The sequence below is a fragment of the Cellulomonas sp. WB94 genome (genome assembly GCF_003115775.1).
In the GTDB taxonomy this organism is placed as follows: domain Bacteria; phylum Actinomycetota; class Actinomycetes; order Actinomycetales; family Cellulomonadaceae; genus Cellulomonas_A.
Genome location: NZ_QEES01000002.1, coordinates 226,794 through 252,123, shown reverse-complemented (window position 1 = coordinate 252,123; position 25,330 = coordinate 226,794). Strand labels below are relative to the sequence as shown.

The window sequence follows — 25,330 nt, the reverse complement described above, 5'->3', positions numbered from 1 at the left end:
CGCTCGAACCACCACGGAGCATCTCGTACCCCGATACGGTGCGGACCATGAGCTCGCCGACGCCGCCGGACTGGTACCCCGACCCTCAGAACGCATCATTCGTTCGTTGGTGGGACGGACAGCGTTGGACAGAGCACGTTCAGCAGGCGAGGCCTCATGCGGCTGCGCCGCCGAGCCTGCCGACGCAGCCGTCATCACCCACGCCCCAGTCAATCTCACCCGCTCCACCGTCCGCGCCCGTGACTGCCGACACGTCCGAGCCTGCCCGCCGCAAGGTAGGTCTCTTCGGCGCTCGCGCTGCCGCCCACGACCTGGCCGAGGAAGTCGAGCGGCTTCGCGCGACGCTTGCGGAGACTGGCGCCCTTGAGCTCGTAGAGATCCAGATCAAGGCGTCCGATGCGCGCGATGAGCTCGCGCGCGTCGGCGCCGACGTGGTGGCCGCCCAACGCGAACTCGAGGACCTGCGTCGACAATCCCTCGACGTCCGCAACGCCATTGACGTCCAGGAGTTCGGTCTCTACGACTTCGAGCATCCCGCGGAGGCTTCAGCGCGGCTCGGCGCAGATCTCTCGGCGGTGCGCGTCGAGATCCGCAACTGCGTCACTGGCAAGCGGGCGACCAGCGCGGTCTCCAACTTCACGTTCAACAACTCGGCGGCCAAGGGTCGACAGTTCATCAACGAGATGTCGAAGATGATGCTCGCCGCCTACAACGCCGAGGCGGAGAACGCAATCAAGACCGTCAAGGCGGGTGGACTGAGCACCGCGAAGGCGCGGCTGGAGAAGGCTGCCGAACGCGTCTCGAAGAACGGCCAGATGATCTCGCTGAGCATCACCGGCGAGTATCACCGGCTGCGGATACAGGAGCTTGAGCTCGCCGCGCGACACTTGGCGGCGCTCCAGGCCGAGAAGGAGGCTGAGCGGGCACACCGCGAGGAGCTTCGCGAGGCAAAGCGTGCCGAGGAGGAACTGCGTCGGGAGCGCGAGAAGCTGGATAAGGAGCGTGAGCACTACGCCAACGCTCTGGCTGCCCTGGAGGCTCGAGGCGACGACGCCGGCGCGGCTGAGTTGCGCGCCAAGCTCGAGGAGATCGACAAGTCGATCGCCGACGTTGACTACCGGGCGGCGAACGTCCGCGCCGGCTACGTCTACGTGATCTCCAACCTCGGTTCCATGGGTGAGCATGTCGTCAAGATCGGTATGACACGCCGGCTGGATCCGATGGACCGCATCCGCGAACTTTCCGACGCATCGGTTCCGTTCAACTTCGACGTGCACGCGCTCTTCTTCTCCGAGGACGCCTATGGGATCGAGGCGATGCTCCACCGCAACTTCGCCAACCAGCGGGTCAACCGGATCAACCTTCGCCGCGAGTTCTTCTACGCCACACCAGCTGAGGTGCTCGAGGCCCTACGCGAGCACAACGTAGCCGTGGTCGAGTACCGGACGGAGGCGATGGCCGACGAGTTCCGCGCGTCTCGAGAACTGTCCGCGGCCCAGACTCCTGACGAGTGAGGTGCCGCCAGGCTCGGCACACGCCCGTCGACTCCTTCGGGTGCGCCAGCGGCAACTCCGGTTGTCCGAGCAGAGGCGAAGGGTCCATGACACTTCTGGCATTCGTGGCAACTGCTGTTGTCATGTCGGCTCAAGGCTGAAAGGGAGGGCCCTTCGGGCGCGCGACGGCGCCGGCCGGCCACAGCAGCGCGACCGTCCGGTCATGGCCGATGAGCGGATGGGGGCGCGAGCGGCGTGGCATCCTGCGCATGTGACCGCGCAGGATGACCTGAAAGCCGCGCTCCGCGACCAGCTGGGGCCGGAAGCCCGCCGCCACGGATACGAGGGCTCGCCGCCGAGCTGGAGAAGGGCGTCGGAAGCTGGCGACTGGGCCGTGGTCAACGTGCAGTCATCGTCGTTCAGTAGCGCCGAGCGCCTCCCGTGCGTCGTGAACCTCAGCTTCGCTCCCGAGCCGTGGCTGAGGTGGATGGCGGAGTGGCTCGGCGCGCGCATGCCCAAGTCCGTGTCGGAGTCGCTCGGGCTGTACCGCGAGCGACTCCACCCAGAAGGCACTCCCGCAGGCACCGACGGCTGGTGGGAAGTCTCGGACGCGGCGTCGGCCGGTGACGTCCCGCTGAGTGGTGGAGTTTCTCGACACCGTGCGGGTCAGTGCTCAGATCATGCCGTGAGGAGTTCGGTGTGGTCCACCTCCTGGGTCGTCAGGGTCATGGTGGCGAGTTGGGCCATGGAGTTCTCGGATAGGTAGCGGCGGTCGGTGGCGGCCCATTCGTCGTGGGCCTCGACCAGGACGGCGCCGGCCAGGCGCAGCAGGGCGGCGGGGTTGGGGAAGACCCCCACGACGTCGGTGCGGCGTTTGACCTCCTTGTTCAGTCGTTCCAGGGGGTTGGTCGACCAGATCTTCTTCCAGTGGCTGGCGGGGAACGCGGTGAAGGCGAGCAGGTCCTCGCGGGCGTCGGTGAGCATGTGCCCGACCTTCGGGTGGGAGCGGGTCAGCATGGTCGCGATGACTTCGAACTGCTCGGCGACGTGGGCGGCGTCGGGTTGGGCGAAGATCGTGCGGATCGCGGCGGCGACCATCTCGGCGTTCGTCTTGGACACCGCGTCGAGGACGTTGCGGGTGAAGTGGACCCGGCAGCGTTGCCAGGACGAGCCGAGCAGGACCGAGGCGATCGCGGTCTTCAGGCCCTCGTGGGCGTCGGAGATGACCAGCGCCACACCGCCCAGCCCGCGGGCCTTGAGCGAGCGCAGGAAGCTGGTCCAGAAGGCGCCGTTCTCGGAGTCTCCGACGTCGAAGCCGAGGACCTCACGGTGCCCGTCGGCGCGGACCCCGGTGGCGATGACCACGGCCTGGGACACCACCCGGCGCCCGACCCTGGCCTTGCAGTACGTCGCGTCCAGGAACACGTAGGGGAACCCCGCGTCGGCCAGGGACCGGTCACGGAACGCCGAGACCTCCTCGTCCAGGCCCGCGCAGATCCGGGAGACCTCACTCTTGGAGATCCCGGTGTCGGCCCCCAGGGCCCTGACCAGGTCGTCGACCTTCCTGGTGCTGACCCCGTGCAGGTAGGCCTCCATCACGACCGCGAACAGTGCCTGGTCGACCCGGCGGCGCCGCTCGAGCAAGGACGGGAAGAACGACCCGGTGCGCAGCTTGGGGATCCGCAGGTCCAGGTCCCCGGCCGTGGTCGTCAACACCCGGTCCCGCGACCCGTTGCGCAACGCCGTGCGGGCCTGCGTGCGCTGCCAGGGGCCGGCGCCGATCACCGCGGTCGCCTCGGCGTCGATCAGCTCTTGATACAGGTGCTCGGTCGCGGTCCGGATCCGGTCGCTGACGTCGGTGTCCTTCAATGCGGCGAGCAGGTCGAGCAGGGCAGACTGGTCCATAGCCATCGTGCGATGTCCTTCCGTGAGTTCCCTAGTCCGGTCTCACCGACCATCGCACGATGGCCTTCTCCGTCGTGGTCACCACGACGAAGAAGATCGAGAACTACACCACCTCACGGGACGCCACCGCGTCGGCCCGGGTGGCGGTCGCGGACATGATCACGCAGCTGGACCGGGCCGGTTGGCTGGTGATGGAGGACATGTTCTCTCGCGAGGCCATGATGTCGCGGCTGCGCGAGGGAGATCTGGGCCAGATGAAGCGCTCGAACTTCGGGGTCTTCTTCGCCCGTGCGGAAGCGCTCTTGCTCATGGACGACGGGGCGTCCGACGCGCTCGAATCTCAGCTCGCCTACGCGCTGAGCAATGTGATCCCGAGCCAGCGTGAGAATGCCGAGCGGTTCGATGCGTGGGTCCGCGCCCAGGCAGCCAGGGTGTGATCTGAGGGCACTGCCTCAGCGTGCAAGATTCGCCCGGATCTGCCGCTGATGGTGCGCTCAGGCGGAGGGCGCGCCCAACTGGCGGGCGGCTTCGTCGTAGAAGTAGACGAGCTCACGAACCGGCACGGCACGCCTGCTGGCGGCGGCGATGTCCTGCCCTTCGCGACTGAACGGCGGCGGGTAGATGGACAGACCTTGGTCAGCGCGAAGCGCGGCGACCTCATCCTGCCAACCCGACCATCGCAAGGGAGCGAACGTCTGCGACAACGCACCGGAGATCGCGGCGGTGACGAAGTCCGCGTGGCCCCCTCCTAGACCGCCCCACGACAAGGTGTCCGGCCCGAAGTAGCAGACCTCGCCGGCAGCGACTCCCAGCCCGCCACCGTCGATGGCGAACCGCCCGCCGAGAGCGTCGAACCCGACAAGCAGGAACGGCGGCGGCTGGTGAGTTCCCCTTCTACCGTCCAGGTTGTTGACAGAGGCAACGTCATCCAGGTGATCGCTCCCGCCCCCGAGCAACCGGAACCAGCCGTGGTCGGCGAGGATGCCCCCCGTGTTCAGGGCGAGGGCTCCCAGGTAGGAGCGCGCCGTCACCTGAAGGCTGAACAGCACGCGTCGCCCGCGCTCGGGATCCACCTCGAGCGCCGTCGCCGTTCTCACTCTGTCGAGCAGGCTCGACACCGCTGGCCATGCCGGGTCATCCACGGCCGCGAGCTCATCTGCCGATCGACGCTGCACCCGCCCATCCTCGCAAGAGAAACGCCCGTATCTGCCGCATTGAGGGCAGGGACGCCTGCCCGATCATGACGGCCGTCCGCTCCTCGGGCTGAGCCGGAGAACGTGCTCGTCATCCGTCGGGCTCGGTCCGCGTCGTTCGCGGCACGGCCGGCATTGGCGCGCCGGCTCGCCGGTCGTGCCTCCGCGTCGATCTCAGTTCGGCGCGCTTCGACGATGCGCCGCACGAGGGCGCCGGGCAGGGGCGCAGACCGGTGTGCTGTTGACAGTGTCAACAGAAAGGGCGCGTTCGAATCGTTTCGAAACCGACTGAGAACGGCAGAATCGCCCGTAGGCGGGAGGCAAGTCACTCTCCACGGGGGTCTCGACGCCGTTGACGCCGTCAACAAGATCCGCCAAAACGTCGGCTGAGCCGCAGATTCGTCCCGACGACATCGCAGGTCACGAGCTCGGTCCAACGCGTCCAATGAGCTTCGGGCTGGTTCGATTCCCGCCACCTCCACGACTTTGACCCGCGGAAACGCACGTCATGTTGACACAGGAAGGTAGTCATCCGTTCACGCGGAGGGCTACCTTCTTGCGTTGTGGGGAGCTTGCGTTGTGGCGCGCACGCACCCGGGAGCGGCGACGAGCCGATGGGACGCGCTCGTTCGCTGCATGTGGCGCGACCAATGCCGGCGCACTGCCGCCGTACCGGTGCGCAGAGGCCTCTACCGGTGCACAGAGGCCTCTGCGCTCGCCGAGGGGGCTCGCCCGCTAGAAGACTCCGGCGCTCAGGGCTCTCTGGAGCGCCATCACCGCCGGAGACTTGGCCGGCAATGTGCCGTCGACCGCGGTTCCGAACCTGCGCTGGAGGCCCTTCGAGAACTCCGGGCCGGCCACGCCGTCGACCGTTCCCTGGTACTGCCCGGCCGCAGCCATGATCTCCTGCATCCGGGTGATGAGCGGTGACCCCTGGCCCGGGACGAAGTCGAACACCCACCCGGTCGTCATGGCGTCCTGCTTGTTGTTCTTGAACTGGAATCGCACCTGGCCGTCGGGCGGCAGACCCAGGACCACCTGCGCGCGAGTGGTGGTCGCCGACCCCCAGAACCCGTCCACCTCGAGCGGGCCGCCCTGCGGCACGACCACCCCGGGGCCCACGACGCCCCCGCTCGTGACGGCGGCAAGGATGCCCGGTATCTGCCGGATCTTCGCATCCCCAGGGCAGACCTTCCCGGTCTCCGTCGAGTAGTGCATACCGCCGCCACGCTGCTTGCGTCCCGCGAGCAGGTCAGGGAGCTCAGGGAAGTTGCCGTCGATCCCCAGCCGGTGCCACGACAGCCCGCGCGAGCTCGGACCGGCCTTCGAGTCCGACGCCAGCCGCAACTCGATCTCGTGCGTCGACATGATCCAGGCGACCAGCGCGGTGATGGCCTGGAGCTGGGGAGCCGTCCATTCCTGAATCTGGACGGTCGACGGGTCCTCGCCGCCCTCTGTCTCGATCGACACGGTGGCGTCGTTGCCCTCCAGGTCGGCTTCAGCGCGGATCGCCGTGTCGACGTACTGCTCCACTACGCCGGCCTGGGAAACCCAGAAGTGCGAGCTGGGCCGATTGACATGACTGCGGAAGCCGAACAGCGACCCCAGTCCACCTTGCGTGTGGAGGTTGACGCGGTTGTAGACGGCGATCGGAGCCACGTTCAGGAACTTGTGGTCGATGAGCCTCAGGCTCGCATCGGGGAACAGTGCCATGGCGGCCTCCCTCAAAGCCAACGGACACCTCGGGTGATCGGCGGTCCCGACGACCCCTGGAAACGAACCATTCACGGTAGTCCCGATCCGAGCAGCGGTGAAGAGATCAGCCGCAGCCCGGGGCGAGCGCGTGCGTGCCCGTCGACCTGGTCAGCGAATCGGCCCCGGATTCGGCCTCGGACGTTCAGTACTCGACGCGTGCCGAGTAGGCGAGCCACGCCTCGATCGGGGCCTCTGCGCACGCGATCCTGCGCTCGACGACGGGCATCGGCCAGGCGGCACGATCCCGACGCAGCAGGTCGTAGAAGGCCCGGTCGTCGAACCCCGCTCGCGCGGCGTCGTTGCGGTTCGCCGCGTAGACCACTCTGTCGAGCCGTGCCCACAGCGCAGCCGTCAGGCACAACGGGCAGGGTTCGCACGAGCTGTAGAGGCAGGCCCCCGCGAGCGAGAAGACCCCGAGCCGGCCGCACGCGTCGCGGATCGCCATCACCTCGGCGTGCGCGGTCGGGTCGTGGTCGCGGGTCACGCGGTTCTGCCCGGTGCCGACGGCGACGCCGCCGCGGACGACGACGGCTCCGAACGGACCACCCCCGGCCGTCACATTCCGGAGCGCGAGGTTGACGGCCCGCACCAGCCACTGGTCTTCCTGGGGCGGCGCGGCCGTTGGGTCGACCTGTGCCGTGGATGACGTCATCGAGATCACCGCCTCCTCCTATTCTCGCGCGCAGGACCGCTCGCGGTCGCCTCCGGGGAAGCGGCCTTCCGCGGCGCGTCCCGGGGAACGGCGGGCATCCGGATCCGCAACTGGCGGCGCATGTCTGCCGATCAGCGCAGGCGTCGACGGGTTAGGTCACCGCGGCTGCTGGCAGGTCCGATGGCCGCCCGGCCCGCGTAGCGTCGAGGCATGTGCCGCAACATCACCACCTTGCGCGGGCTCGAGCCGCCCGCCACAGCTGACGAGATCGAGGCCGCCGCGGTGCAGTACGTCCGCAAGGTCACGGGCATCACCAAGATCACCGACGTGACCCGCGAGGCGTTCGACGCCGCGGTCGCCGCGGTCGCGGCCGCGACCGCCCAGGCGCTCGCCGACCTGCCCGAGCGCCGGAACCCGCCGTCGACGGTGCCCCCCCTGCGCCGCGAGGACGTCGCCGCACGCGTCGCAGCCCGCCAGGCCGCGCGCGAGGAGCACGAGCGCATGCACCAGCATGGCTTGCCGCACAGCCACTGACCCGCGCTCCAGGGCACCGGCCCGCTGCCTGCGCCTGGATCGGCGTTCGGTAGATCTTGATCAACGAGGTCCTGATCCGCGGAGAGTCGGATGCCGTCGTCGAGCAGGGGACGTGACGTCGGACCTCAGTCGGTCACGGTGTCAGCGTGCCGATGGGCGACCTTCCACTCGCCGCCCTCGCGGCGGTACACCTGGGTGGCTCGCAAGGTGTAGCTGCGTGGCGCACCGTCGATGGAGGTCGACACGTGCTCCAGACCCGCGGTATATGCCATGTCACCCACAACGTCGCACGCCTGCAGTTCGAACTCATATGACGTGCAGTCGGAGAGGCTTGCCTCGAGGAAAGTGAACGCCTCCGCCACTTCTTGCCGCCCATAGGCGTTGCGCCACGCTCCCAGGATGGTCACAGGCTCCGTGCTGGACCAGATTGCGCGACGCGGGCCCGCATCGCCGTTGTGCAGGGCGACCTCGGCGTCGTACAACGTGGACTTGACCCACGCCAGGAAGGTGTTGCGGTCGGTCACGCACCCAGAATGCTCCCGGCCCGGGTGTTTGCAGAGGCCCGAGGGCGGAGATGTCGCAGTGCACGCGAGCGCTCGCCGCGCGCCCTCCGCGCCCACCCGGAGTGCGCCCGCGGCCGCCCGGGGTCACGATGGCGGGTCCGACTGAACCGGCGAGGGAGCGACCATGGATCACGTTGCACATGCAGAGGTGCTGGTCGGCGCATCGCGGGAGCGTGTCTGGGACGTCTTGACCAGCCCGGAACCGCGACCGGAGATCATGTTCGGCGCGCGCACCGTCACCGACTGGGAGCCCGGTCATCCGATCACGTGGAGCGGCGAGTGGGAGGGGCACGCGTTCGAGGACAAGGGCGAGGTGGTGGACGTCGAGCCCCCGCGCCGCCTGGTCGTGACGCACTTCAGCCCGATGTCCGGCCAGCCGGACGTGCCGGAGAACTACCACCGCCTGGAGTACGTGCTCGAACCCGTCGACGGCGGCACCAAGGTGGTTCTCGAGCAGGACAACAACTCGACCACCGAGTCGGCCGAGCACAGCGCCGGGAACTGGCGGATGATGCTCGACGGGCTGAAGAAGGTCGCTGAGGCGTCCGCCGTCTAGCTCGGCTCAGCGCGGTGCGACCCGGTCCGGGAGACCGGTGGGTAGTGTCGCCCTGTCATTCTCGCGCCGAGAGGTTTCACGTGTCGCAGATCGTTGATTTTGTCGATGTGTCCACCGTCGGGTTGCAGTCCTCGCCGGTGGCGGAGGCTCTCGCCGGGCTGAGAGCCAACGAGGCGCGCTACTTCAAGAACAAGTACGACCACGTCTTCACCGTCGACCCGGCGAGCGAGGCGAGGGAGACGGTCGACTGGGTGCACGGGATCCTCAAGGACGAGCGCGACATCGTGATCTCGGCCCGCCCTCTCGAGGCGACGTCCTTCGTGGTCGACGGGATCCGGATGGCGTACGTGTTCTACGAGTCGGGCCTGTCCATCAACGTGATGTACGGCCTCGAGGACGGGAAGAAGCGTGCGGTCGGGTTCAAGCTGTCCGAGGGCATGGACGTTCCCGAGGAGCTCGCGTCGCGCTTCAAGTTCGCGAGGCAGAAGTCGAAGCTGGCCGGCACGATCCGCGGCTCCTTCTTCGTGATCAAGGCCGAGCACTAAGCGCCGCTGAGCGCACGAGTCGCGCCGCTCGGGCGCTGTCGACGCGGAGGGTCCGGCCAGCTCGTCCTGTGGGAGATGCTGCGAGGACCCCCATCACGAACGAGGAGACGGCACCCCATGGCTGAGCACTCGAGCACCCGCGCGCCGGTCACCTACGACAGCTGCGCCCACATCGAGGGCCCGTTCTACCACGGCACGAAGTCCGTGCTCGAGGCCGGCGCCGAGCTCGTTCCCGGCTATGGCTCCAACTTCCAGCAGAGCCGGGTGTCCAACAACATCTACTTCAGCGCGCTCGTGGAGACGGCCGCCTGGGGAGCGGAGCTGGCGACCGCGCTGGCCGGGAGCGGGGAGCGCGGGCACATCTACGTCGTCGAGCCCATGGACCCGTTCGAGGACGACCCCAACGTGACCGACAAGCGGTTCCCCGGCAACCCCACGCAGTCCTACCGGACCCGCCACCCGCTGCGCGTCGTCGCGGAGGTGGAGAGCTGGCAGGGCCACCCGCCCGAGGTCCTGAAAGGGATGCTGGACCACCTGGCCCAGCTCCGGGAGCAGGGCCTCGACGTCATCGAGGACTAGCCCGGACCGGACAGACCGCCTGGGCGGGGCCAGGTCGCGCGCTCGACGCGCTCGAGCCACTCGGCGACGAGGGCGCGCAGCAGAGCCGGCTGCTCGTGGGGCAGCGCGTGCCCCGCGTCGTCGACCACGGCGAGCGACGCGTGCGGGTGGCGGTCGACGAGGTCGGCAGCTGCGGCATACCCGACGGTCGAGTCCAGCCGTCCAGCCACGACCAGTGTCGGGCCCGGGTACGCCGGCGCGTCGTCGGGGGAGAGCGCCCACCGTTCGCTGATCCGCTCGAGCGCCGCCTGGTCGACGAGGGCGGCGGCTGGGGCGACGAGACGTTCGTACCGTTCGAGCATCTCCGGGGTCTGGACGACGAAGTAGCTCCGGAAGACCTCGTCACCGATCTCACCGGATCCGGTGACCACGCGGTGTTCCGGCACGTCACGCAGAGCGGGCAGCAACGGGCAGACGAGCGCCAGGCCGGCGACCTGCGTCGGGCGCCTCGCGGCCATCGCCTGCGCGTAGTACGCGCCCGCCGAATGGCCGACCAGGAGGTACGACGTCCCGCTTCTCACCTCGTCGGCGAAGTCGAGCAGCGCGCCGAGGACGTCGTCGGCGCCGCGCAGCGTTGCTGGCGCGGTCGTCCGGCCCATCCCAGGGAGGTCGGGTCTTGACGCTTCCCGGCATGGTCATCGAGATGACGCCGCCGAACCCGCACGCGCACGTCGCACCCAGCGTCAGCGCGGGCTTCCCGCCGATCAGCGTCGTCGTCGCGCCACCCACCCAGGGAGTCGTCGCGGGGATGCACGGCATCGGGGTGAGCACGCCGAGAGCCGCGGCGGTCGCGGCGAGCACCTGCGGGTTGCCGAGGCTCATGCACATGCCGAACGGCGGGATGTTCAGGAACGGTGCCATGTCGGTGATGGCCGCGGCCGGCTTGCCCTCGATCAGCACGCGGGCGATCGGGAGGACGACCAGGGTCGACGGGGCGACCCCCATGCTGCACTGCAGCATCGCTGTCGCGGTTGCGGCGGGCTTGTCCATGGTCGTTCCTCTCGTCGGGACGGCGACCTGCGCCGTCCGCACGGTCCTACAGCCCGGAGCCCTTGACCGACGACGTGCGCGTGGCGCCCGTCGTGGTGATGAAGCAGGCCACGTCCCTGTCCTCGCCGGCCTGCCATCCGCGTGCGGACGGCAGCAGGTACGTGAAGAAGAGCGACGAGTCGCGGTAGTCGGTCCCGACGTACGCGGCGAACGCGTCGAGGCAGGCCCCGTCGGCGAACGCCTTGAGCACGGCGTCGCCGGGGTACGGCGCCGGGGTCGACGTGCCGGCCGTGCCGGAGTAGGCGACCAGCGCGAAGACCTCCTGCTGGTGGGGCTGGGAGCAGGCGACGACGTTCAGCTCCGTGACCTCGGCGGCGATCGTCGTCGGCGCGACCACGCAGTCGCCGGGCTTGACCGCCAGAGCCGACACGACCTGGATCTCGTCGCTCTTGCCGAAGAACGAGCAGCCGGTCAGTGCGACGAGGCCGACGGCCGTCATCGCGGCCACGGCGACAGCGCGACGCGTCGAGGACGACCTGGCCTCGGGTCGTCGCGTGCTGTCTCGTCCGATCATGTGCCCTCTCCGGCGACGCGCGACAGGCAGGTCGGTGCCTGCCTGCCGCGATCGACGCTAGCCGCCCGGCTGCTCCGTTCCCTCCGTAGTCGTTGCGGATCTTCGGGCGCTGCGGGGGCGGAGCCGGAGCTAGACGTAGAAGCCCTCGCGCAGCGTGATGCCGTGCTCGAGCCAGACCTTCAGGGCCGCGAGCATGCCGGTCCAGCCCTCGCAGTTGCGGAACGCGTTCTCCGCGCCGGTCGTCGTGGCCTGCCATGACGACTCGGAGATGGTGACGAGCGTGCGAGCGCCTGGGTCGACGGGCTCGAACGCGAACGTGACGCTGGTCTGCCCCGCGGGGTCTGCGGTCGCCTGGCCGGCCCACCGCAGGGCGATCCGCCGCGGCGCCTCGGCCTCCACGACGGTCACGGGGAACGCGCCGGGGAAGTCCTGGAAGTCCCACGTCACCGCGGTCCCGGGTTCCAGCCGCCCCTGGGCACCGCCCGTGGTGAAGTAGCGCGACAGCTGTTCGGGGTCGGCCACGGCCTCGTAGACCTCCGCGACCGGTCGCGCGATCCGGCCCGACACGGTGAAGCTCAGCTCGCTCAGCACGTCGTCCATGGGACATCTCACCATGCCCCCGGTCGGCGTCAAGGCGGGCGACGATGCCGCCTGCCGAGAGTGCGGAGCCGCGGGCCCGCAGTCGGGATGACGCGCCCGCGTCGTCCTCGTACGGTGAGTGCCGAGGGATCTCCCCGTCGCATCTGCGCGTGTCGGAGCGCGAAGCGACGCGGGCTCGGCGGACCGAGACGAGAGAAGAGCGGTCGATGGCAACGATTGGTGTCTTCCAGAGCGTCACGCTCGACGGTGTCATGCAGGGCCCCGGCCGGCCCGACGAGGACACCCGCGGCGGCTTCACCGCGGGCGGGTGGGGCCAGGGCTACCAGGACGAGGTGTCGATGCGGTTCGCCGCGGAGGGCATGTCGAGCCGGGGTGCCTTGCTGTTCGGTCACCGCACCTACGACGACGTGCTCGGGTTCTGGACGAGCGTCGCTGCGCCGAACCCGTTCACCGACGTGCTGACCCGGACCCCAAAGTACGTGGTCTCCCGCTCGGCCGCCACCGAGCTCGCCTACCCGAGCTCGACGCTGGTCGCGGGGGAGGCCACCCAGACGGTCGCGGCCCTGCGCGAGCAGGTCGATGGTGCGCTCACGATCATGGGCTCGGGCGAGCTCGTGCGCTCGTTGCACGCTGCCGGGCTCATCGACCGGTACACCTTGCAGATCTACCCGATCGTGCTCGGCTCGGGCACCCGGCTGTTCGCTGACGGCGCTCGCGTCGACCTCACGCTCGAGCGCTCGCTCACGACGACGACCGGCGTGATCATCGCGCAGTACGCCGTCGCGCGGTAGCCGTCACCTGGCCGTCGGAGGCCGGCCGCTCGAGATCCACACCTCGGGGTCGAGCAGCGTGCGCGTCCACAGGTCGGCGAGGTGGGCACCGATCCGTTGCGGGCTCCAGCCGCGGCGGGACAGGAGCGCGAAGTGCTCGGCGCTGTTCGTCGACCAGACGAGGTCGGCGACCTGCTGGTCGTCGAGGTCCTCGCGAAGCTCGCCGGTCGCTCGCAGGTCCTGGGCGAACAGCAGCATGTTGCCCGCCCGTCGATCGTCGAGGCGCTTCAGGGTCTCGGCGCAGTCCGGGTCCTTGCGACCCGCGTCGCGCAGCGCCTCCTGGAGCGGGGCGACCACCGGGAGCAGGTGGGCCAGGGCGGCGGTGTAGATCTCGATCTTCTCCCGTGCCCCCGACGCCGCTCGGATGCGCTGCACGTACCCACGCTGCTCGGCGGGAAGCGGCTGGTCGGTGTCACCCAGCACCATGTCGATCACGGCCAGGACGAGCGCGGGCTTGCGTCCGACGCTCGAGTAGACGGTGTCGACCGCCACGCCGGCACGCTCGGCGATCCGGGTGATCGGGCAGTCGTAGCCCTCGGAGGTGAAGAGGTCCCGCGCGGCGATCAGGACCGCGTCGCGAGTGGCGGCTGCCTGGGCCGCACGGACGTCGGACCGGTAGCTGCGCCTCTTGACTGTCGATGTCACGGGGCTATCCTACTTTCATCCGAACCGACTTCGGACAAATATCCGAGGAGAAGTCATGGTCACCGAGCGGATCGACACCGTCGTCATCGGAGCCGGGCAGGCGGGCCTTGCCGCCGGCTTCTACCTGGCCCAGCAGGGCCGCCCGTTCTTCATCCTCGAGGCGCACGAGCGCGTCGGGGACTCCTGGCGTCGGCGGTGGGACTCCCTGCGCCTGTTCACCCCCGCGCGGTACGACGCACTGCCCGGCAGCCGCTACCCCGGTTCGCCATGGGCGTTCCCGACGCGCGAGGAGTTCGCCGACTACCTCGAGCGCTATGCCGACGAGCGCGGCCTGCCCGTCCGCACGAGGACGGTGGTCCGGCGCCTCGCCCGAGAAGGTACGGGCTACGTCGTCGAGACCGACGACGGTCGGCTGCTCGCAGACCACGTCGTCGTGGCGACCGGCTACGACCGGCTGCCCCAGATGCCGGCCCTCCGGGCCGAGCTCGCGCCGACCATCACGCAGCTGCACTCGGCCGACTACCGCAACCCCGCGCAGATCCCCGACGGAGACGTCCTCGTGGTCGGCGCGGGCAACTCCGGCGCCGACATCGCCCTGGAGCTGTCCCGCACCCACCAGGTCCACCTCGCGGGCCGCCACCCGGGGCAGGTGCCGTTCAGGATCGAGCGCCCGTCCTCTCGCATCCCCAGCCTGCTGGTCTTCGCCGCGTTCGCCCACGTGCTCACGACGAGCACGCCGATCGGCCGGCGAGCGCGGGCGGGCGTCCTCGCCCACAGCGGGCCGCTGATCCGGGTCAAGACCACCGACCTCGCGGCCGCGGGCGTGCACCGGGTCCCACGGGTCGTCGGGGTGCGCGACGGGCTGCCCGTCGTCGAGGGCGGCGAGGCGCTCGCGGTCGGCAGTGTCGTCTGGTGCACCGGGTACCGACCGGACACCTCCTGGATCGACCTTCCCGTCATCGGGACGGACGGCCTGCCCGTCCACGAGCGCGGCGTGTGCCCGTCGCAGCCGGGCCTGTACTTCCTCGGCCAGCTGTTCCAGTACTCCCTCGCCTCCTCGATGATCCACGGCGTCGGTCGCGACGCGAAGTACGTCGCGGGCCACCTCGACCGCGCCGCGTCCGCTGCGACAGGACCAGCCGAACAGCTCGAGCCTCCTGCACCCGATCGCCCCGAACCACGATCGAGCGCCGCCGCCGGGCCCTCGATCTGATCAGGATCCAAGAAGTGTCACGGTGGGGTCGGGCCTAGCCTTCTCGACATCAGGCCGGCACGACCCACGGGGCCGGCGAGAGTCGCGAAGGAGCCCGACGATGACCACGACGGATACCTCGACCGAGTCCGGCGGCTTCAGCGCCGCGGAGCGCGCCGCGATGAAGGAGCGTGCCGCTGAGCTGCGTGCCGAGGGCAAGAAGGGCGCCAAGGCGGCCGACGGCCTCCAGGACGTGCTCGCCAGCATCGAGAAGATGGCGCCGGTGGACCGTGCGCTCGCCGAGCGGGTGCACGTGACGGTGACGGCGACAGCCCCCGAGCTGTCGCCGAAGACCTGGTATGGGATGCCCGCCTACGCCGATGCGGACGGCAAGGTCGTGCTCTTCTTCCAGGACTCGGGCAAGTTCAAGTACCGGTACTCGACCCTCGGCTTCCAGGACGCGGCCAGCCTGGACGACGGCGACCTGTGGCCGGTCGCGTACGCACTCGTGCGGTGGAGCCCCGCAGTGGAGAAGCGGGTCGTCGAGCTGGTGCGGGCAGCGATCTCCTGACCGTGGAGGCGACGGCCGCGCACGTCACCCGGCGTCGGCCAGGACCGCCCGGAGCCTCGCGGCGAAAGCCTCCGGCTGGCCAGGTCGACCGAACTCGGGCCCCAGGAACCCTCCGTGGTTGCTGGGGAACACCGTGAGCTCCTGGCCCAGCCCGGCGGCGATCGCGGCGGACGTGCGCCACGTGAGCAGATCCTGGCTCTCGATACCGGCGGCGATCACGACCCGGGTCGACGCCGCCGCGAGCGCGGCGAAGTCCGGTCGGTAGGCGGTCACGGGCGCCGACGTCCCCGACAGGAGCGGGTCGTCGCGCGTGCCGTCATCATCCGTCGGCAGGCCGAAGGCTGCGGGGTCGGGGGACTGGCTCCCGAACTCGTCGGTGAACTCGCCCTTCCACGACGTCAGGGCGAAGAACGCCGCCATCCCTGCGCCCCAGCCGTGCTGCTGGTACGCCTCCTGGACGCGGTGGTCAGCGGCCAAGGCCTGATCCGCGTCGGGCAGGACGCCGAGCACGGGCGGCTCGTGAGCGACGAGGATGCGCACGTCGTCGGGATGAGCCGTCACGAGGGCCAGAGACGTGACGGCGCCGCCGCTGCTCCCGAACAGGTCGACAGGTCCCGCGCCGAGCACGCCGATGAGCAGGTGGAGATCCGCTGCCTGCTGGTCCGGCCGGTTCTCCGTGCCGTCGCTGCGGGTGCTGCGTCCGAAGCCCCGCGGGTCGTACGTCACGACGGTCCGGTCCGGGAAGTAGGAGGCGAGCGTCGCGAAGCCGCTCGCGTCCATCGGCTGGCCGATGAGGAGGAGAGGCGGGATCCCGTCGGCGGGCGGCAGCGGGCCGCGCACGTCGTAGGTGAGCGTGGCGTCCGGCACCTCGAGGGTTCGGGTGGTGATCTCCGGCGCCATGGCGCTACGCCGGTCGGTCGGGCGCGTTGCGCACGAGGGCGACGACCCTGCCGACGTTGACGGTCCAGCCGACCCCGAACGGCTGGGGGGTGAACAGGTGCTCGTCGTCCGGTGCCCAGAGCCGTTCCTTGAACCGGGCGACGGTCGGAGCCCTGAAGTCGTACGGCACGAAACCGGCGATGGTGCCGTGCCACTCGCGGTCCTCCTGCGGGGTGCGGAGCTCCTTCACGACGGCGGCGCCGGCCAGGCCGATCGTCGCCAGCCGGACCAGGTTCGGCCTCCGGTGCTGCCGTGCGTCGTGCTCGTGATGCGATCCCATCTCGGCCTCCCGCCGTGTGACGTGGCCTCCATGATCTACCCGGTCGCCATCCCGCGTCAGGGGCTTGACGAACCCGCATGGACTCGCTCGACGACAGACGGCGCGGGCGGCTAGCTGCCGGCGGACCCGAAATCGACGTCCTTGGTCTCGACCGTCCCTGCCGTGCGCCCGGGTGCGGTGTGAGACGCCCAGTAGAGGTTGGTGTGCGCGATGACCTTGTCGGGCGGCGGAGCACCCCACTCGCTGTGGTCCTCCGTGGTGTGCGCATCGCCGACGAGGAGCGCGTCGTACCCCCGGACGACCGCGCCGTGGAGCGTCGACCGGATGCACTCGTCGGTCTGGGCTCCCGCGACCACGAGCCGCCCGACGCCGAGACGCGACAGCACGGACTCCAGAGCGGTCTCCTCGAACGAGTCGGGGTAGCTCTTGTGGACGAGCGGCTCACCCTCGGCCGGCGTCAGCTCGGGGACGATCTGCCAGTCCTCGCTCCCTCGAGCCAGCTGGTCGTCGGAGTGCTGCACCCAGACGACCGGCACGTGCTGCTGCCTCGCCCTGCCGACCAAGGTGTTGATGTTGGCCACGACGGCGTCGCGTTCGTGGGTGCCTGCGACGACGCCGTTCTGCACGTCGACGACCACGAGCGCGGTCTGGGGCCGGTCCTTCAGAGTCGTCATGATGTCCCTCTCTCGAGCAGCTCCCGTGCCCAGCCACGGTAGACGCGCGACGCCCCAGGTGGCAGTCCTGCAGCTGCCGGCCTCGCCCGGCAGGTCAGCGCCGACGGCACCGCACGGGCACGAGGGTCCGGGCGAGCCGGCCGACGGTCGAGCGGACACTGTGCCCGATCGACGCGTCTCGGTAGGGTCGGCCCATGGTGACCGACACCGTGCTGGCGTGGCTTCTCGAGGCCGACCCCGCGCTGCGGTGGCAGGTCGAGCGCGACCTCGTGGGCGAACCCCCCGAGGTCTGGGAGGCGACACGGGCGAGGGTCGCGACCGACGGATTCGGCGCACGTCTCCTCGCGCTCCAGGACCCGGACGGCCAGTGGGCCGGTGGGGCGTTCTTCCCCGCGGACTTCGACTTCCACGGACCTGAGGCGGCCGCGGACGCGGGGCAGCCCTGGACGGCGACGACCTGGTCGCTGAACTCGCTGCGGGAGTGGGGCCTCGACCCGGCCGTCCTGCGGGAGCGCCGCACGGCCGAGCTGCTGGCAGAGCACAGCCGCTGGGAGTATGAGGGCCTGCCGTACTGGGGCGGCGAGGTCGACTGCTGCATCAACGCCTGGACCGTCGCCAACGGCGTGTGGCTCGGTGTCGACGTCACCGGCATCGTCGAGTGGTTCCTCGAGCACCGGCTGCCCGACGGCGGCTGGAACTGCGAGTGGGTCGAGGGCTCGAGGCGGTCGTCCTTCCACTCGACGCTCAACTCCCTCAAGGGCCTGCTTGCGTACGACGCCGCCACCGGGGGCACCGACGCGACCCGCGCCGCCCGGCGCTCGGGCGAGGAGTACCTCCTGCAGCGAGGTCTGTTCCGCCGGCTCTCCACGGGCGAGCCGGTGGCGCCGTGGGTCGACCGCTTCGGCTACCCCTTCCGCTGGTCGTACGACGTGCTCAACGCGGCCGAGTACTTCCGCGAGGCGTCACTGCTGCAGGGCACGGCACCTGACCCGCGCATGGCCGACGCGATCGAGCTTGTCCGCGCTGCCAGGCAGACGGACGGCACCTGGATCCAGGGCCGCCGTCACCCCGGGCGCGTGTGGTTCGAGGTCGACGCACCGGTGGGGGAGCCGTCGAGATGGCTGACGCTGTTCGGGACGCGGGTGCTCGGGTGGTGGGACGGGTCTGGCGCTCGCGCTCGCTGATCGCGCCTGTGCGACCATCCGTGAGTGAGCACCACTGAGGGCACGGGTAGACCGCAGCCGACCGCGAGCCCCGACGTGCCGTCGGAGTCAGCGGGGGACGTCGCGGCCGAGGCCCCCGCGAGCAAGCAGGGTGCGGGCGCAGTCCTCGCTCTGGGCGCTCTCGGGGTCGTCTTCGGGGACATCGGCACGAGCCCGCTGTACGCGCTGCAGACCGTCTTCAGCATCGACCACAACAACGTCAAGCCCACCTCGGTCGACGTCCTCGGCGTCATCTCGATGGTGATCTGGGCGATCACCATCGTCGTGTCCGTCAAGTACGTCGCCCTCCTGATGCGCGCGGACAACGACGGCGAGGGTGGCATCCTGGCCCTCGTCGCGCTGCTGCGGGAGAAGCTCCGGCAGCCACGACGGCTGGCCATCGCGATGGTGCTGGGCATGTTCGGTGCCGCGCTCTTCTACGGCGACAGCGTCATCACCCCGGCCATCTCGGTCATGTCGGCGATCGAGGGCGTCGTCGTGGTCAACCCGTCGCTCAAGCAGCTCGTCCTGCCGGTCTCGGTCGCGGTCCTCACGGTGCTGTTCGTCGTCCAGCGGTGGGGCACCGAGGCGGTGGGCAAGGCGTTCGGACCCGTCATGACCGTGTGGTTCGTCGTGCTCGCCGCCCTTGGGGTGCCGCACATCGTCCGGCACCCCGACATCCTCGCCGCGCTGTCGCCGACGTACGCGCTGGCCTTCGTCGTCGAGCACCCGTTCACGGCGTTCATCGCCATGGGCGCCGTCGTGCTGACGATCACCGGGGCCGAGGCGCTGTACGCCGACATGGGTCACTTCGGCGCGCGACCGATCAGGACCTCCTGGTACGCCGTCGTGTTCCCCGCGCTCGCGCTGAACTACTTCGGCCAGGGCGCGATGATCCTGCACGAGCCGGCCACGATCGACAACCCGTTCTTCAACCTCGCGCCCTCGTGGGCGACGCTGCCGCTGGTCGTCCTCGCGACGCTCGCGACCGTGATCGCGTCCCAGGCGGTGATCTCCGGCGCGTTCTCGGTCTCGCGACAGGCCGTCCGTCTCGGGCTGTTCCCGCGACTGGCGGTCAAGCACACGTCGCGCGAGGAGGGCGGTCAGATCTACCTGCCGGTCATCAACTGGATCCTGTACTTCGGTGTGCTGCTGCTGATCTCGGTCTTCCAGAGCTCGAGCCGGCTCGCCACCGCCTACGGGCTCGCGGTCACCGGGACGCTCGGCCTGACGAGCCTGCTGTTCCTGCTGCTGGCTCTCCGGGTGTGGCACTGGGCGATGTGGAAGATCGTGGCGTACGCCGTCGTCGTCGGACTCCTCGAGGTCACGTTCTTCGCGGCGAACCTCACGAAGGTCGTCAGCGGAGGCTGGCTGCCGCTGCTGATCGCCATCGTCGTCGTGACCCTCATGACGACCTGGCGCAAGGGGGCGGGGATCCTCGCGGAACGGCGCACCGAGCTCGAAGGTCCGCTCGACGAGTTCGTGGACATGATCCGGGCGACAGGCGTGCCGCGCGTGCCGGGTCTCGCCGTGTTCCCGCACCCCAACCGCACGACGACCCCGCTCGCGCTCCGCTCGCACGTCACCTTCAACCACGTCCTGCACGAGCACGTGGTGATCGTGCAGATCATCAACGAGAACGTGCCGCACATCCGTCACGTCGACCGCGTCATCGTCGACGACCTGGGCCATGCCGACGACGGCATCGTCCATGTCTGCGTGCGCGTGGGGTTCAACGACAGCCAGGACATCCCGAAGGGCCTCGCGCTCGCGGTCGGCAAGTCCGGCGAGCTCCTGGTGGACATCGACGAGGCCCACTACTTCCTGTCGGTCCTCACCGTCCACGCGACGGGTACCCCGCGTCTGAGGGACTGGCGAGCGCGACTGTTCGTCTGGATGGCCCACAACGCCGCGAGCCGCACCGAGGTCTTCCACCTGCCGCCCGAACGCACCGTCGTCATGGGAGCGAACCTGGACCTCAAGTCCCGCGAGGGCTGACGACCGGACGGACACCGACGGTCAGGCGCACCTGCTGCGTCAGGGTGAACGTGCCGGTCCTGTCCCGGGCGGCCTCGAGCCGCTCGGCAGCCGCTGCGAGCACCTCGTCGCGGCGCTCGCCCGGAACCGCTTCCCAGTGCGTGCGCTGGCCGTGGGACCACGACCAGAGCCGCCACTGCTCGGCGTCGACGAACGTCACGGTCTGCTCGAAGCTCGCGGTGCGCACCTCCGCGAAGCCCGCGGCGGCCACGAGCTCCTCGACGCCGGCATCGCTGGCGAACGGCCCGCGCGTGCCGCTCGTGCGCGCGTCGAGCAGCTGTGGCGGGAGGAAGGGAGTGAAGACGTCGTCGAGCTGCTCCCAGGCGGCGTCTCGCGAGCCGAAGGTGGACACGCCGAGTCGGCCGCCCGGGACCAGCAGCCCGTGCCAGCCACGGAGGGCGGCGGGCGGGTCCGGCAGGAAGAACAGCACGAGCGAGGCCACCGCGACGTCGAAGGACGCTGCCGGCAGAGCAGGGTCGGCGGCGTCGGCCACGAGAAGGGTCACGGTGGCCAGGCCCCGCTCGGCCGCTTCTCGACGCGTCGCGGCGACCATCGCGGGCGCCAGGTCGAGCCCGGTCACGTGCCCCGTCGCTCCCACGGCATCCGCCAGCGCCCAGAGGGCAGCACCTCGCCCGGTCCCGATGTCGAGGGCTCGCTCGCCGGGAGCGGGCGACAGCTCGGTCACCAGTCGCTCGGCGATCGGTGTGAACCACGGGACGCCGACGGCGTCGTAGGTGTCGGCGACCCGGTCGAAGACCGCTGCGACCCGGGCACTGCGCTGCGCTGCCTCGTTCGGATCCATCCCGACATCCTGGTCGGCCCCCACCGGCAAAGGAAGGGTTGCGGAGGTGTCGCCCGGTCCTCCGTGCGCTCGTCAAGACCTGTTGACAAACTGGTTGCGTCAATTACTGTTGACGCATGGACATGACGTCTGAGCTCGCCTCGACAGCCAGCGGTGCCGACCCGCGAGTGGGGCTGAAGGCCGCCTCGGCGCTGCGCAGTCTGGCCGAGACCCTGGAGGCCGCGCAGGTCGGCAATGCGCGCCGTCAGGGGTGGTCGTGGCAGGACATCGCCGACGTCCTCGGCGTGACCAAGCAAGCCGTGCACCAGAAGCACGCATCAGCGGAGAAGAAGAGGGGTGCTCGCGATGTTTGAACGCTTCACCGAAGGAGCCCGCACGGTCGTCACCGACGCGGTGGGGGAGGCTCGAGCGCTGGGTCACGACCCCGTGGGAACCACGCACCTGTTCCTCGGGCTCCTGCGTCCCGGCGCCGGCGCCGGCTACCAGGTCCTGCACGAGGCAGGCCTGCAGGCGGACGCCGCGCGCGAGATCATCCGGCGACGCACCCCGGGAGCCGGCGCCCTGACGCGGGACGACGCGGACGCGCTGCGGGCGGTCGGCATCGACCTGGACGTCGTGCTGGAGCGCCTTGCCGAGACCTTCGGCCCCGACGCCGTGCCCGACGGCCACCCTCGTCGGGGCCGGACGCGGCTGTCCCCGCCGGCGAAGAAGGCCCTCCAGCTGGCTCTGCGGGAAGCGATCTGGCTCAAGTCGAAGTCCATCGGCAGCGAGCACCTCCTGCTCGGGCTGCTCAGGTGCGACGACGACGACCTGGGCACCGTGCTGACCGAGCTCGGCGTCCCAGCCGACAGCCTTCGCGACGCGACCCTGCGGGCGATCGGCCGAGCGGCCTGACCCAGACCGTGAGCCCACTGAACCAAATGCGCGCGTGGGTCGTGTCTCAGGGTGACGGGGGCCGCGCTTCCGATGGTCCTCGCAGCGTCGCGAGAAGGAGCAGTCCATGCGCACGTCTCGAACGATCCGTGCCCTGACGACCTCGGCAGCCCTGGCGCTCGCCCTGGGGGGCTTCGCTGCCTCCCCGGCGTTCGCCGACGGGACTCCGCACGGCGGTCACATCCTGCTGAATGCCCGGCTCGTCGGAAGCATGCCCGCTCCCGACAGCCCGGCGGTTGCGGGCATCAACCCCGGCGCGGCGCCGTGGGTCAACGGGCCGAGCCGCGTTCGCGTGCGCGACAACGGCAACATCACGGTGCAGATTCGCGGCCTGGTGATCCCGCCGCCGCGCGGCACCGGCGTCAACCCGATCGCCTCTGTGGTAGCCACGTTGGTGTGCGACCAGCAGGTGGCCGCGTCGACCACGCCCTTCGCGCTGAGCACCGCCGGCGACGGCTCGACGCACGACGTGATCGCGGTCCCGCGCCACTGCGACGATCCCGTCGTGCTGATCCAGCCCGCCGCGAACAGGGCCGTCTACATCGCCTCGACGACCGCGGACAAGCGATCCCACGCCGAGCACGACGACTGACGAGCACGACGACTGACCGGCACACGGCCTGCCGCTGCAGGTTCGGGCCGAAGGTGGACGATAAGAAGTGGAGGTGGCCGCGGTGTACATCTGGGGTGGTGTCCTCGCCCTCGTCCTGCTGGTCTTCGCGATGGCGGTGCGGATCATCAAGCAGTACGAGCGGGGTGTCCTGTTCCGGTTCGGTCGGGTGCAACGCACGCTCGAACCAGGTTTTCGGCTGATCATCCCGGTGGTCGACGTGCTCCATCGGGTGTCGCTGCGGATCGTCACGCTGCCGATCCAGTCCCAGGGCATCATCACCCGGGACAACGTCAGCGTCGGGGTGGCCGCGGTCGCCTACTTCCGCGTGATCGACCCGGTGAAGTCGGTCGTCGCGATCGAGAACGTGAGCGCGGCCATCGACCAGATCGCCCAGACCACGCTGCGCAAGGTCGTCGGTCAGCACACCCTCGACGAGACGTTGTCCGAGACCGACCGGATCAACCTCGACATCCGCGAGAACCTCGACGTCATCACGCTCGCCTGGGGCGTCGAGGTCACCCTGGTCGAGCTGAAGGACATCCAGCTCCCCGACAGCATGAAGCGGGCCATGGCCAAGCAGGCCGAGGCCGAACGGGAGAAGCGGGCGAAGATCATCAACGCCGAGGGTGAGCACCTCGCCGCAGCAGCGCTCGGGGAGGCCTCGGACGTCATGATGGCCCACCCGCTTGCGTTGCAGCTGCGCAACCTGCAGAGCCTGGTCGAGATCGGCGTCGACAAGAACACGACAGTGGTCTTCCCGTCGCCGATCATGACGACGATCGCCGAGCTGAACGCGTTCATCGCCCGCGAGGCTGCGGCGGGTGTCCCCGTGGCACCGGGCTGACGCTCCGCAGCGTTGTGCCGTGCGGGCGGCATGTTCACGGCAGGATGTCCCCATGGCGAACACCGACCAGCAGCCCTGGGTCAAGAACTACCAGCCGGGTGTGCCGGCCGAGATCGACCTCCCGACGCAGTCGCTCGTCGCGATGGTGGAGAAGTCTGTGGTCGAGGCGGGCAACCACCCGGCCCTGGAGTTCTTCGGGCGTCGCACGACGTACACCGAGCTGGGCGACCAGATCGACCGGGCGGCCGAGGGGCTGCGCGGCCTCGGGGTGCGCGCGGGTGACCGCGTGGCGCTCATCCTGCCGAACTGCCCCCAGCACGTCGTCGCCTTCTACGCCGTGCTGCGCCTCGGTGCCGTCGTCGTGGAGCACAACCCGCTGTACACGTCGCGCGAGCTGCGCCACCAGTTCGAGGACCACCAGGCCCGCGTGGTGATCGCCTGGGACAAGTCGGTCGCGGCCGTCCGTGCCTTCCCGGCCGACGTCGCGATCGACCACATCGTCTCGGTCAACCTGCTCAGGGCGTTCCCGACGGTCAAGCGCCTCGCCCTGCACCTACCGGTGCGGAGCCTGCGCGAGTCGCGTGAGGCGCTCACCGGGCCGGCGCCCGGGACGATCCCGTGGGAGAAGCTGCTGAGCCACGGTCGTATCGACACCGAGCACCCGCGTCCATCGGTCGACGACCTGGCCGCCATCCAGTACACCTCGGGGACCACCGGCAACCCCAAGGGGGCCATGCTCACGCACTACAACCTGTACTCCAACGCCCTTCAGGGCGAGGCCTGGATGCACGGTGCGGAGTACCGCAAGGAGATCTTCTACGCGATCCTCCCGATGTTCCATGCCTTCGGCATGACGCTCTACCTGACGTACGGCATCCGCAAGCAGGCGCTGCTCGTTCTCTTCCCCAAGTTCGACCCCGACATGATCCTCGACGCCATGAAGAAGTCGCCCGCGACGGTGTACTGCGCGGTCCCGCCGATCTACGAGCGCACCGCGATGGCCGCGAAGCAGCGGGGCATCTCCCTGAAGTCGTGCAAGTTCTGCATCTCCGGCGCGATGAACCTCCCCGACCACGTCGTGGAGCTGTGGGAGTCGATGTCGGGCGGGCTGCTCGTCGAGGGCTACGGCATGACCGAGTCCTCCCCGGTCGCTCTCGGCAACCCGTTCCACCCGACGCGCCGTACCGGCACGATCGGCGTGCCGTTCCCGTCGACCCTGATGAAGGTCGTCAACCAGGACGACCCCACCGTCGAGGTCGCCCAGGGCGAACCGGGCGAGCTGCTGCTGAAGGGTCCCCAGGTGTTCCAGGGGTACTGGAACAACCCCGAGGAGACCGCGAAGTCCCTGCTGCCCGACGGCTGGTTGCGCACCGGCGACGTCGTGACCGTCGACGCCGACGGGTTCACCACGATCGTGGACCGCGTCAAGGAGCTGATCATCACCGGCGGCTTCAACGTCGCGCCCTCGGAGGTCGAGGCCGTGCTGCGCATGCACCCGTCCGTCGTCGACGCCGCCGTCTTCGGCAAGCCGCTCGAGCGCGGTGGCGAGATGGTCGTGGCCGCGGTCGAGCTCGAACCAGGCTCCCCGCTCGACGAGGAGGCGCTGAGGGCCCACTGCCGCGCCCAGCTCGCGGCCTACAAGGTCCCGCGCCGGATCGTGCAGATCGAGGACACCCCACGCTCGATGCTCGGGAAGATCCTGCGCAAGCAGGTGCGCGCGCAGGTCCTGCCCTCGCTCTGACGACGCTGGCCTTGTCGGGGGGTGGGCAACGTTCAGGACAGCCCCTGAT

General features: G+C 69.8%; 29 protein-coding genes and 1 pseudogene. 16 read left to right on the top strand and 14 right to left on the bottom strand.

From position 1 onward, the window contains the following. The first annotated feature begins 47 nt into the window (after positions 1 to 47). Positions 48 to 1,514, top strand: coding sequence for a DUF4041 domain-containing protein (locus DDP54_RS02325; RefSeq protein WP_109132285.1), 1,467 nt, complete (start codon positions 48 to 50; stop codon positions 1,512 to 1,514). Between the two features lie 657 nt (positions 1,515 to 2,171). Here the strand turns inward: DDP54_RS02325 and DDP54_RS02315 are convergent. After that, positions 2,172 to 3,404, bottom strand: a complete 1,233-nt coding sequence (locus DDP54_RS02315) for an IS256 family transposase (protein WP_109130386.1) — start codon at positions 3,402 to 3,404, stop codon at positions 2,172 to 2,174. Positions 3,405 to 3,457: 53 nt separating this feature from the next. Here DDP54_RS02315 and DDP54_RS02310 point away from each other — a divergent pair, with 53 nt between their 5' ends. Continuing rightward, complete coding sequence (locus DDP54_RS02310) at positions 3,458 to 3,835, top strand: hypothetical protein (protein ID WP_109130385.1); 378 nt, start codon at positions 3,458 to 3,460, stop codon at positions 3,833 to 3,835. A gap of 57 nt (positions 3,836 to 3,892) precedes the next feature. On the opposite strand, the gene DDP54_RS02305 is transcribed toward DDP54_RS02310, so the two are convergent. The 3 genes from DDP54_RS02305 to DDP54_RS02295 form a co-directional block, all read right to left on the bottom strand. After that, positions 3,893 to 4,573: a DUF2625 family protein gene (locus DDP54_RS02305; protein WP_109130384.1), complete on the bottom strand. Its 681-nt coding sequence runs from the start codon at positions 4,571 to 4,573 to the stop codon at positions 3,893 to 3,895. A gap of 753 nt (positions 4,574 to 5,326) precedes the next feature. Continuing rightward, on the bottom strand, positions 5,327 to 6,304 hold the full coding sequence (locus DDP54_RS02300; protein ID WP_109130383.1) for an N-acetylmuramoyl-L-alanine amidase: 978 nt from the start codon (positions 6,302 to 6,304) through the stop codon (positions 5,327 to 5,329). A gap of 184 nt (positions 6,305 to 6,488) precedes the next feature. Continuing rightward, the gene (locus DDP54_RS02295) at positions 6,489 to 6,998 is read right to left on the bottom strand and encodes a nucleoside deaminase (RefSeq protein ID WP_109132284.1); all 510 of its coding nucleotides are present in this window, start codon (positions 6,996 to 6,998) and stop codon (positions 6,489 to 6,491) included. A gap of 210 nt (positions 6,999 to 7,208) precedes the next feature. Here DDP54_RS02295 and DDP54_RS02290 point away from each other — a divergent pair, with 210 nt between their 5' ends. After that, entirely contained in the window at positions 7,209 to 7,532 is a 324-nt protein-coding gene (locus tag DDP54_RS02290) for a DUF2277 domain-containing protein (protein ID WP_109130382.1), read from the top strand. A 125-nt stretch (positions 7,533 to 7,657) separates the two neighbouring features. Here the strand turns inward: DDP54_RS02290 and DDP54_RS02285 are convergent, their stop codons facing one another. Continuing rightward, complete coding sequence (locus DDP54_RS02285) at positions 7,658 to 8,056, bottom strand: nuclear transport factor 2 family protein (RefSeq protein WP_109130381.1); 399 nt, start codon at positions 8,054 to 8,056, stop codon at positions 7,658 to 7,660. A gap of 163 nt (positions 8,057 to 8,219) precedes the next feature. Here DDP54_RS02285 and DDP54_RS02280 point away from each other — a divergent pair, with 163 nt between their 5' ends. From DDP54_RS02280 to arr, 3 genes are all read left to right on the top strand, one after another. Continuing rightward, positions 8,220 to 8,651, top strand: a complete 432-nt coding sequence (locus DDP54_RS02280; RefSeq protein ID WP_109130380.1) for an SRPBCC domain-containing protein — start codon at positions 8,220 to 8,222, stop codon at positions 8,649 to 8,651. Positions 8,652 to 8,731: 80 nt separating this feature from the next. After that, positions 8,732 to 9,196, top strand: a complete 465-nt coding sequence (locus DDP54_RS02275; protein WP_109130379.1) for a phage tail protein — start codon at positions 8,732 to 8,734, stop codon at positions 9,194 to 9,196. 117 nt (positions 9,197 to 9,313) lie between these two features. Continuing rightward, a complete protein-coding gene (arr, locus tag DDP54_RS02270) occupies positions 9,314 to 9,775 on the top strand; it encodes an NAD(+)--rifampin ADP-ribosyltransferase (protein ID WP_109130378.1) in 462 nt (153 codons plus the stop codon). Here arr and DDP54_RS02265 read toward each other — a convergent pair. The 4 genes and pseudogenes from DDP54_RS02265 to DDP54_RS02250 all read right to left on the bottom strand — a co-directional run bounded on the left by DDP54_RS02265 (position 9,772) and on the right by DDP54_RS02250 (position 11,978). Continuing rightward, positions 9,772 to 10,413, bottom strand: coding sequence for an alpha/beta hydrolase (locus DDP54_RS02265; protein WP_109130377.1), 642 nt, complete (start codon positions 10,411 to 10,413; stop codon positions 9,772 to 9,774). The two genes, arr and DDP54_RS02265, sit on opposite strands and share 4 nt — an antisense overlap. 85 nt (positions 10,414 to 10,498) lie before the next feature. Continuing rightward, positions 10,499 to 10,759, bottom strand: a pseudogene (locus tag DDP54_RS02260) (DUF4280 domain-containing protein); the annotation flags it as partial. Positions 10,760 to 10,850: 91 nt separating this feature from the next. Continuing rightward, positions 10,851 to 11,378, bottom strand: coding sequence for a septum formation family protein (locus DDP54_RS02255; protein WP_109130376.1), 528 nt, complete (start codon positions 11,376 to 11,378; stop codon positions 10,851 to 10,853). A gap of 129 nt (positions 11,379 to 11,507) precedes the next feature. Next, positions 11,508 to 11,978, bottom strand: a complete 471-nt coding sequence (locus DDP54_RS02250; RefSeq protein ID WP_109130375.1) for an SRPBCC domain-containing protein — start codon at positions 11,976 to 11,978, stop codon at positions 11,508 to 11,510. Positions 11,979 to 12,184: 206 nt separating this feature from the next. Here DDP54_RS02250 and DDP54_RS02245 point away from each other — a divergent pair, with 206 nt between their 5' ends. Beyond that, positions 12,185 to 12,769 (top strand): dihydrofolate reductase family protein, encoded by a 585-nt coding sequence (locus tag DDP54_RS02245; protein ID WP_109130374.1) that lies wholly within the window; start codon positions 12,185 to 12,187, stop codon positions 12,767 to 12,769. 3 nt (positions 12,770 to 12,772) lie between these two features. Here DDP54_RS02245 and DDP54_RS02240 read toward each other — a convergent pair whose 3' ends face one another. Further along, positions 12,773 to 13,453 carry a TetR/AcrR family transcriptional regulator gene (locus DDP54_RS02240; RefSeq protein ID WP_109130373.1) on the bottom strand — a complete coding sequence of 227 codons (681 nt, stop codon included), beginning with the start codon at positions 13,451 to 13,453 and terminating at the stop codon, positions 12,773 to 12,775. Positions 13,454 to 13,508: 55 nt separating this feature from the next. On the opposite strand from DDP54_RS02240, the gene DDP54_RS02235 reads away from it, so the two are divergent. Further along, positions 13,509 to 14,666, top strand: coding sequence for an NAD(P)/FAD-dependent oxidoreductase (locus tag DDP54_RS02235; RefSeq protein ID WP_109130372.1), 1,158 nt, complete (start codon positions 13,509 to 13,511; stop codon positions 14,664 to 14,666). A gap of 100 nt (positions 14,667 to 14,766) precedes the next feature. After that, positions 14,767 to 15,216 carry a hypothetical protein gene (locus tag DDP54_RS02230; RefSeq protein ID WP_109130371.1) on the top strand — a complete coding sequence of 150 codons (450 nt, stop codon included), beginning with the start codon at positions 14,767 to 14,769 and terminating at the stop codon, positions 15,214 to 15,216. Positions 15,217 to 15,240: 24 nt separating this feature from the next. Here DDP54_RS02230 and DDP54_RS02225 read toward each other — a convergent pair whose 3' ends face one another. The 3 genes from DDP54_RS02225 to DDP54_RS02215 form a co-directional block, all read right to left on the bottom strand. Continuing rightward, positions 15,241 to 16,116: an alpha/beta hydrolase gene (locus DDP54_RS02225; protein ID WP_197711283.1), complete on the bottom strand. Its 876-nt coding sequence runs from the start codon at positions 16,114 to 16,116 to the stop codon at positions 15,241 to 15,243. Between the two features lie 4 nt (positions 16,117 to 16,120). Beyond that, entirely contained in the window at positions 16,121 to 16,435 is a 315-nt protein-coding gene (locus DDP54_RS02220; protein ID WP_109130370.1) for a DUF5808 domain-containing protein, read from the bottom strand. 110 nt (positions 16,436 to 16,545) lie between these two features. Beyond that, on the bottom strand, positions 16,546 to 17,109 hold the full coding sequence (locus DDP54_RS02215; protein WP_109130369.1) for an isochorismatase family protein: 564 nt from the start codon (positions 17,107 to 17,109) through the stop codon (positions 16,546 to 16,548). Positions 17,110 to 17,303: 194 nt separating this feature from the next. On the opposite strand from DDP54_RS02215, the gene DDP54_RS02210 reads away from it, so the two are divergent. Continuing rightward, entirely contained in the window at positions 17,304 to 18,293 is a 990-nt protein-coding gene (locus tag DDP54_RS02210; RefSeq protein ID WP_109130368.1) for a squalene cyclase, read from the top strand. 24 nt (positions 18,294 to 18,317) lie between these two features. Continuing rightward, positions 18,318 to 20,309: a potassium transporter Kup gene (locus DDP54_RS02205; protein WP_242448169.1), complete on the top strand. Its 1,992-nt coding sequence runs from the start codon at positions 18,318 to 18,320 to the stop codon at positions 20,307 to 20,309. On the opposite strand, the gene DDP54_RS02200 is transcribed toward DDP54_RS02205, so the two are convergent. Continuing rightward, a complete protein-coding gene (locus DDP54_RS02200; RefSeq protein WP_109132282.1) occupies positions 20,290 to 21,150 on the bottom strand; it encodes a class I SAM-dependent methyltransferase in 861 nt (286 codons plus the stop codon). The two genes, DDP54_RS02205 and DDP54_RS02200, sit on opposite strands and share 20 nt — an antisense overlap. 116 nt (positions 21,151 to 21,266) lie before the next feature. Between DDP54_RS02200 and DDP54_RS02195 the strand changes: the two genes are divergently transcribed. From DDP54_RS02195 to DDP54_RS02175, 5 genes are all read left to right on the top strand, one after another. After that, complete coding sequence (locus DDP54_RS02195) at positions 21,267 to 21,503, top strand: hypothetical protein (RefSeq protein ID WP_109130366.1); 237 nt, start codon at positions 21,267 to 21,269, stop codon at positions 21,501 to 21,503. Then, positions 21,496 to 22,044 carry a Clp protease N-terminal domain-containing protein gene (locus DDP54_RS02190; protein WP_109132281.1) on the top strand — a complete coding sequence of 183 codons (549 nt, stop codon included), beginning with the start codon at positions 21,496 to 21,498 and terminating at the stop codon, positions 22,042 to 22,044. Before DDP54_RS02195 ends, DDP54_RS02190 begins: the two co-directional genes overlap by 8 nt. A 106-nt stretch (positions 22,045 to 22,150) precedes the next feature. Further along, entirely contained in the window at positions 22,151 to 22,675 is a 525-nt protein-coding gene (locus DDP54_RS02185; RefSeq protein WP_109130365.1) for a hypothetical protein, read from the top strand. Positions 22,676 to 22,742: 67 nt separating this feature from the next. Beyond that, positions 22,743 to 23,540, top strand: coding sequence for a slipin family protein (locus DDP54_RS02180; RefSeq protein WP_242448168.1), 798 nt, complete (start codon positions 22,743 to 22,745; stop codon positions 23,538 to 23,540). Positions 23,541 to 23,592: 52 nt separating this feature from the next. Further along, the gene (locus DDP54_RS02175; protein ID WP_109130364.1) at positions 23,593 to 25,281 is read left to right on the top strand and encodes a long-chain-fatty-acid--CoA ligase; all 1,689 of its coding nucleotides are present in this window, start codon (positions 23,593 to 23,595) and stop codon (positions 25,279 to 25,281) included. Positions 25,282 to 25,330 lie beyond the last annotated feature (49 nt).

Excerpts from the sequence above, each read along its gene's own strand:
- DDP54_RS02290 (WP_109130382.1), top strand. The coding sequence starts at position 7,209 with ATGTGCCGCAACATCACCACCTTGCGCGGGCTCGAGCCGCCCGCCACA.
- DDP54_RS02300 (WP_109130383.1), bottom strand. The coding sequence starts at position 6,304 with ATGGCACTGTTCCCCGATGCGAGCCTGAGGCTCATCGACCACAAGTTC.
- DDP54_RS02220 (WP_109130370.1), bottom strand. The coding sequence starts at position 16,435 with ATGGGATCGCATCACGAGCACGACGCACGGCAGCACCGGAGGCCGAAC.
- DDP54_RS02280 (WP_109130380.1), top strand. The coding sequence starts at position 8,220 with ATGGATCACGTTGCACATGCAGAGGTGCTGGTCGGCGCATCGCGGGAG.
- DDP54_RS02190 (WP_109132281.1), top strand. The coding sequence starts at position 21,496 with ATGTTTGAACGCTTCACCGAAGGAGCCCGCACGGTCGTCACCGACGCG.
- DDP54_RS02200 (WP_109132282.1), bottom strand. The coding sequence starts at position 21,150 with ATGGATCCGAACGAGGCAGCGCAGCGCAGTGCCCGGGTCGCAGCGGTC.
- DDP54_RS02225 (WP_197711283.1), bottom strand. The coding sequence starts at position 16,116 with ATGGCGCCGGAGATCACCACCCGAACCCTCGAGGTGCCGGACGCCACG.
- DDP54_RS02315 (WP_109130386.1), bottom strand. The coding sequence starts at position 3,404 with ATGGCTATGGACCAGTCTGCCCTGCTCGACCTGCTCGCCGCATTGAAG.
- DDP54_RS02235 (WP_109130372.1), top strand. The coding sequence starts at position 13,509 with ATGGTCACCGAGCGGATCGACACCGTCGTCATCGGAGCCGGGCAGGCG.
- DDP54_RS02195 (WP_109130366.1), top strand. The coding sequence starts at position 21,267 with ATGGACATGACGTCTGAGCTCGCCTCGACAGCCAGCGGTGCCGACCCG.
- DDP54_RS02185 (WP_109130365.1), top strand. The coding sequence starts at position 22,151 with ATGCGCACGTCTCGAACGATCCGTGCCCTGACGACCTCGGCAGCCCTG.
- DDP54_RS02310 (WP_109130385.1), top strand. The coding sequence starts at position 3,458 with ATGGCCTTCTCCGTCGTGGTCACCACGACGAAGAAGATCGAGAACTAC.
- arr (WP_109130378.1), top strand. The coding sequence starts at position 9,314 with ATGGCTGAGCACTCGAGCACCCGCGCGCCGGTCACCTACGACAGCTGC.
- DDP54_RS02175 (WP_109130364.1), top strand. The coding sequence starts at position 23,593 with ATGGCGAACACCGACCAGCAGCCCTGGGTCAAGAACTACCAGCCGGGT.
- DDP54_RS02210 (WP_109130368.1), top strand. The coding sequence starts at position 17,304 with ATGGTGACCGACACCGTGCTGGCGTGGCTTCTCGAGGCCGACCCCGCG.
- DDP54_RS02295 (WP_109132284.1), bottom strand. The coding sequence starts at position 6,998 with ATGACGTCATCCACGGCACAGGTCGACCCAACGGCCGCGCCGCCCCAG.
- DDP54_RS02255 (WP_109130376.1), bottom strand. The coding sequence starts at position 11,378 with ATGATCGGACGAGACAGCACGCGACGACCCGAGGCCAGGTCGTCCTCG.
- DDP54_RS02245 (WP_109130374.1), top strand. The coding sequence starts at position 12,185 with ATGGCAACGATTGGTGTCTTCCAGAGCGTCACGCTCGACGGTGTCATG.
- DDP54_RS02230 (WP_109130371.1), top strand. The coding sequence starts at position 14,767 with ATGACCACGACGGATACCTCGACCGAGTCCGGCGGCTTCAGCGCCGCG.
- DDP54_RS02215 (WP_109130369.1), bottom strand. The coding sequence starts at position 17,109 with ATGACGACTCTGAAGGACCGGCCCCAGACCGCGCTCGTGGTCGTCGAC.
- DDP54_RS02265 (WP_109130377.1), bottom strand. The coding sequence starts at position 10,413 with ATGGGCCGGACGACCGCGCCAGCAACGCTGCGCGGCGCCGACGACGTC.
- DDP54_RS02250 (WP_109130375.1), bottom strand. The coding sequence starts at position 11,978 with ATGGACGACGTGCTGAGCGAGCTGAGCTTCACCGTGTCGGGCCGGATC.
- DDP54_RS02325 (WP_109132285.1), top strand. The coding sequence starts at position 48 with ATGAGCTCGCCGACGCCGCCGGACTGGTACCCCGACCCTCAGAACGCA.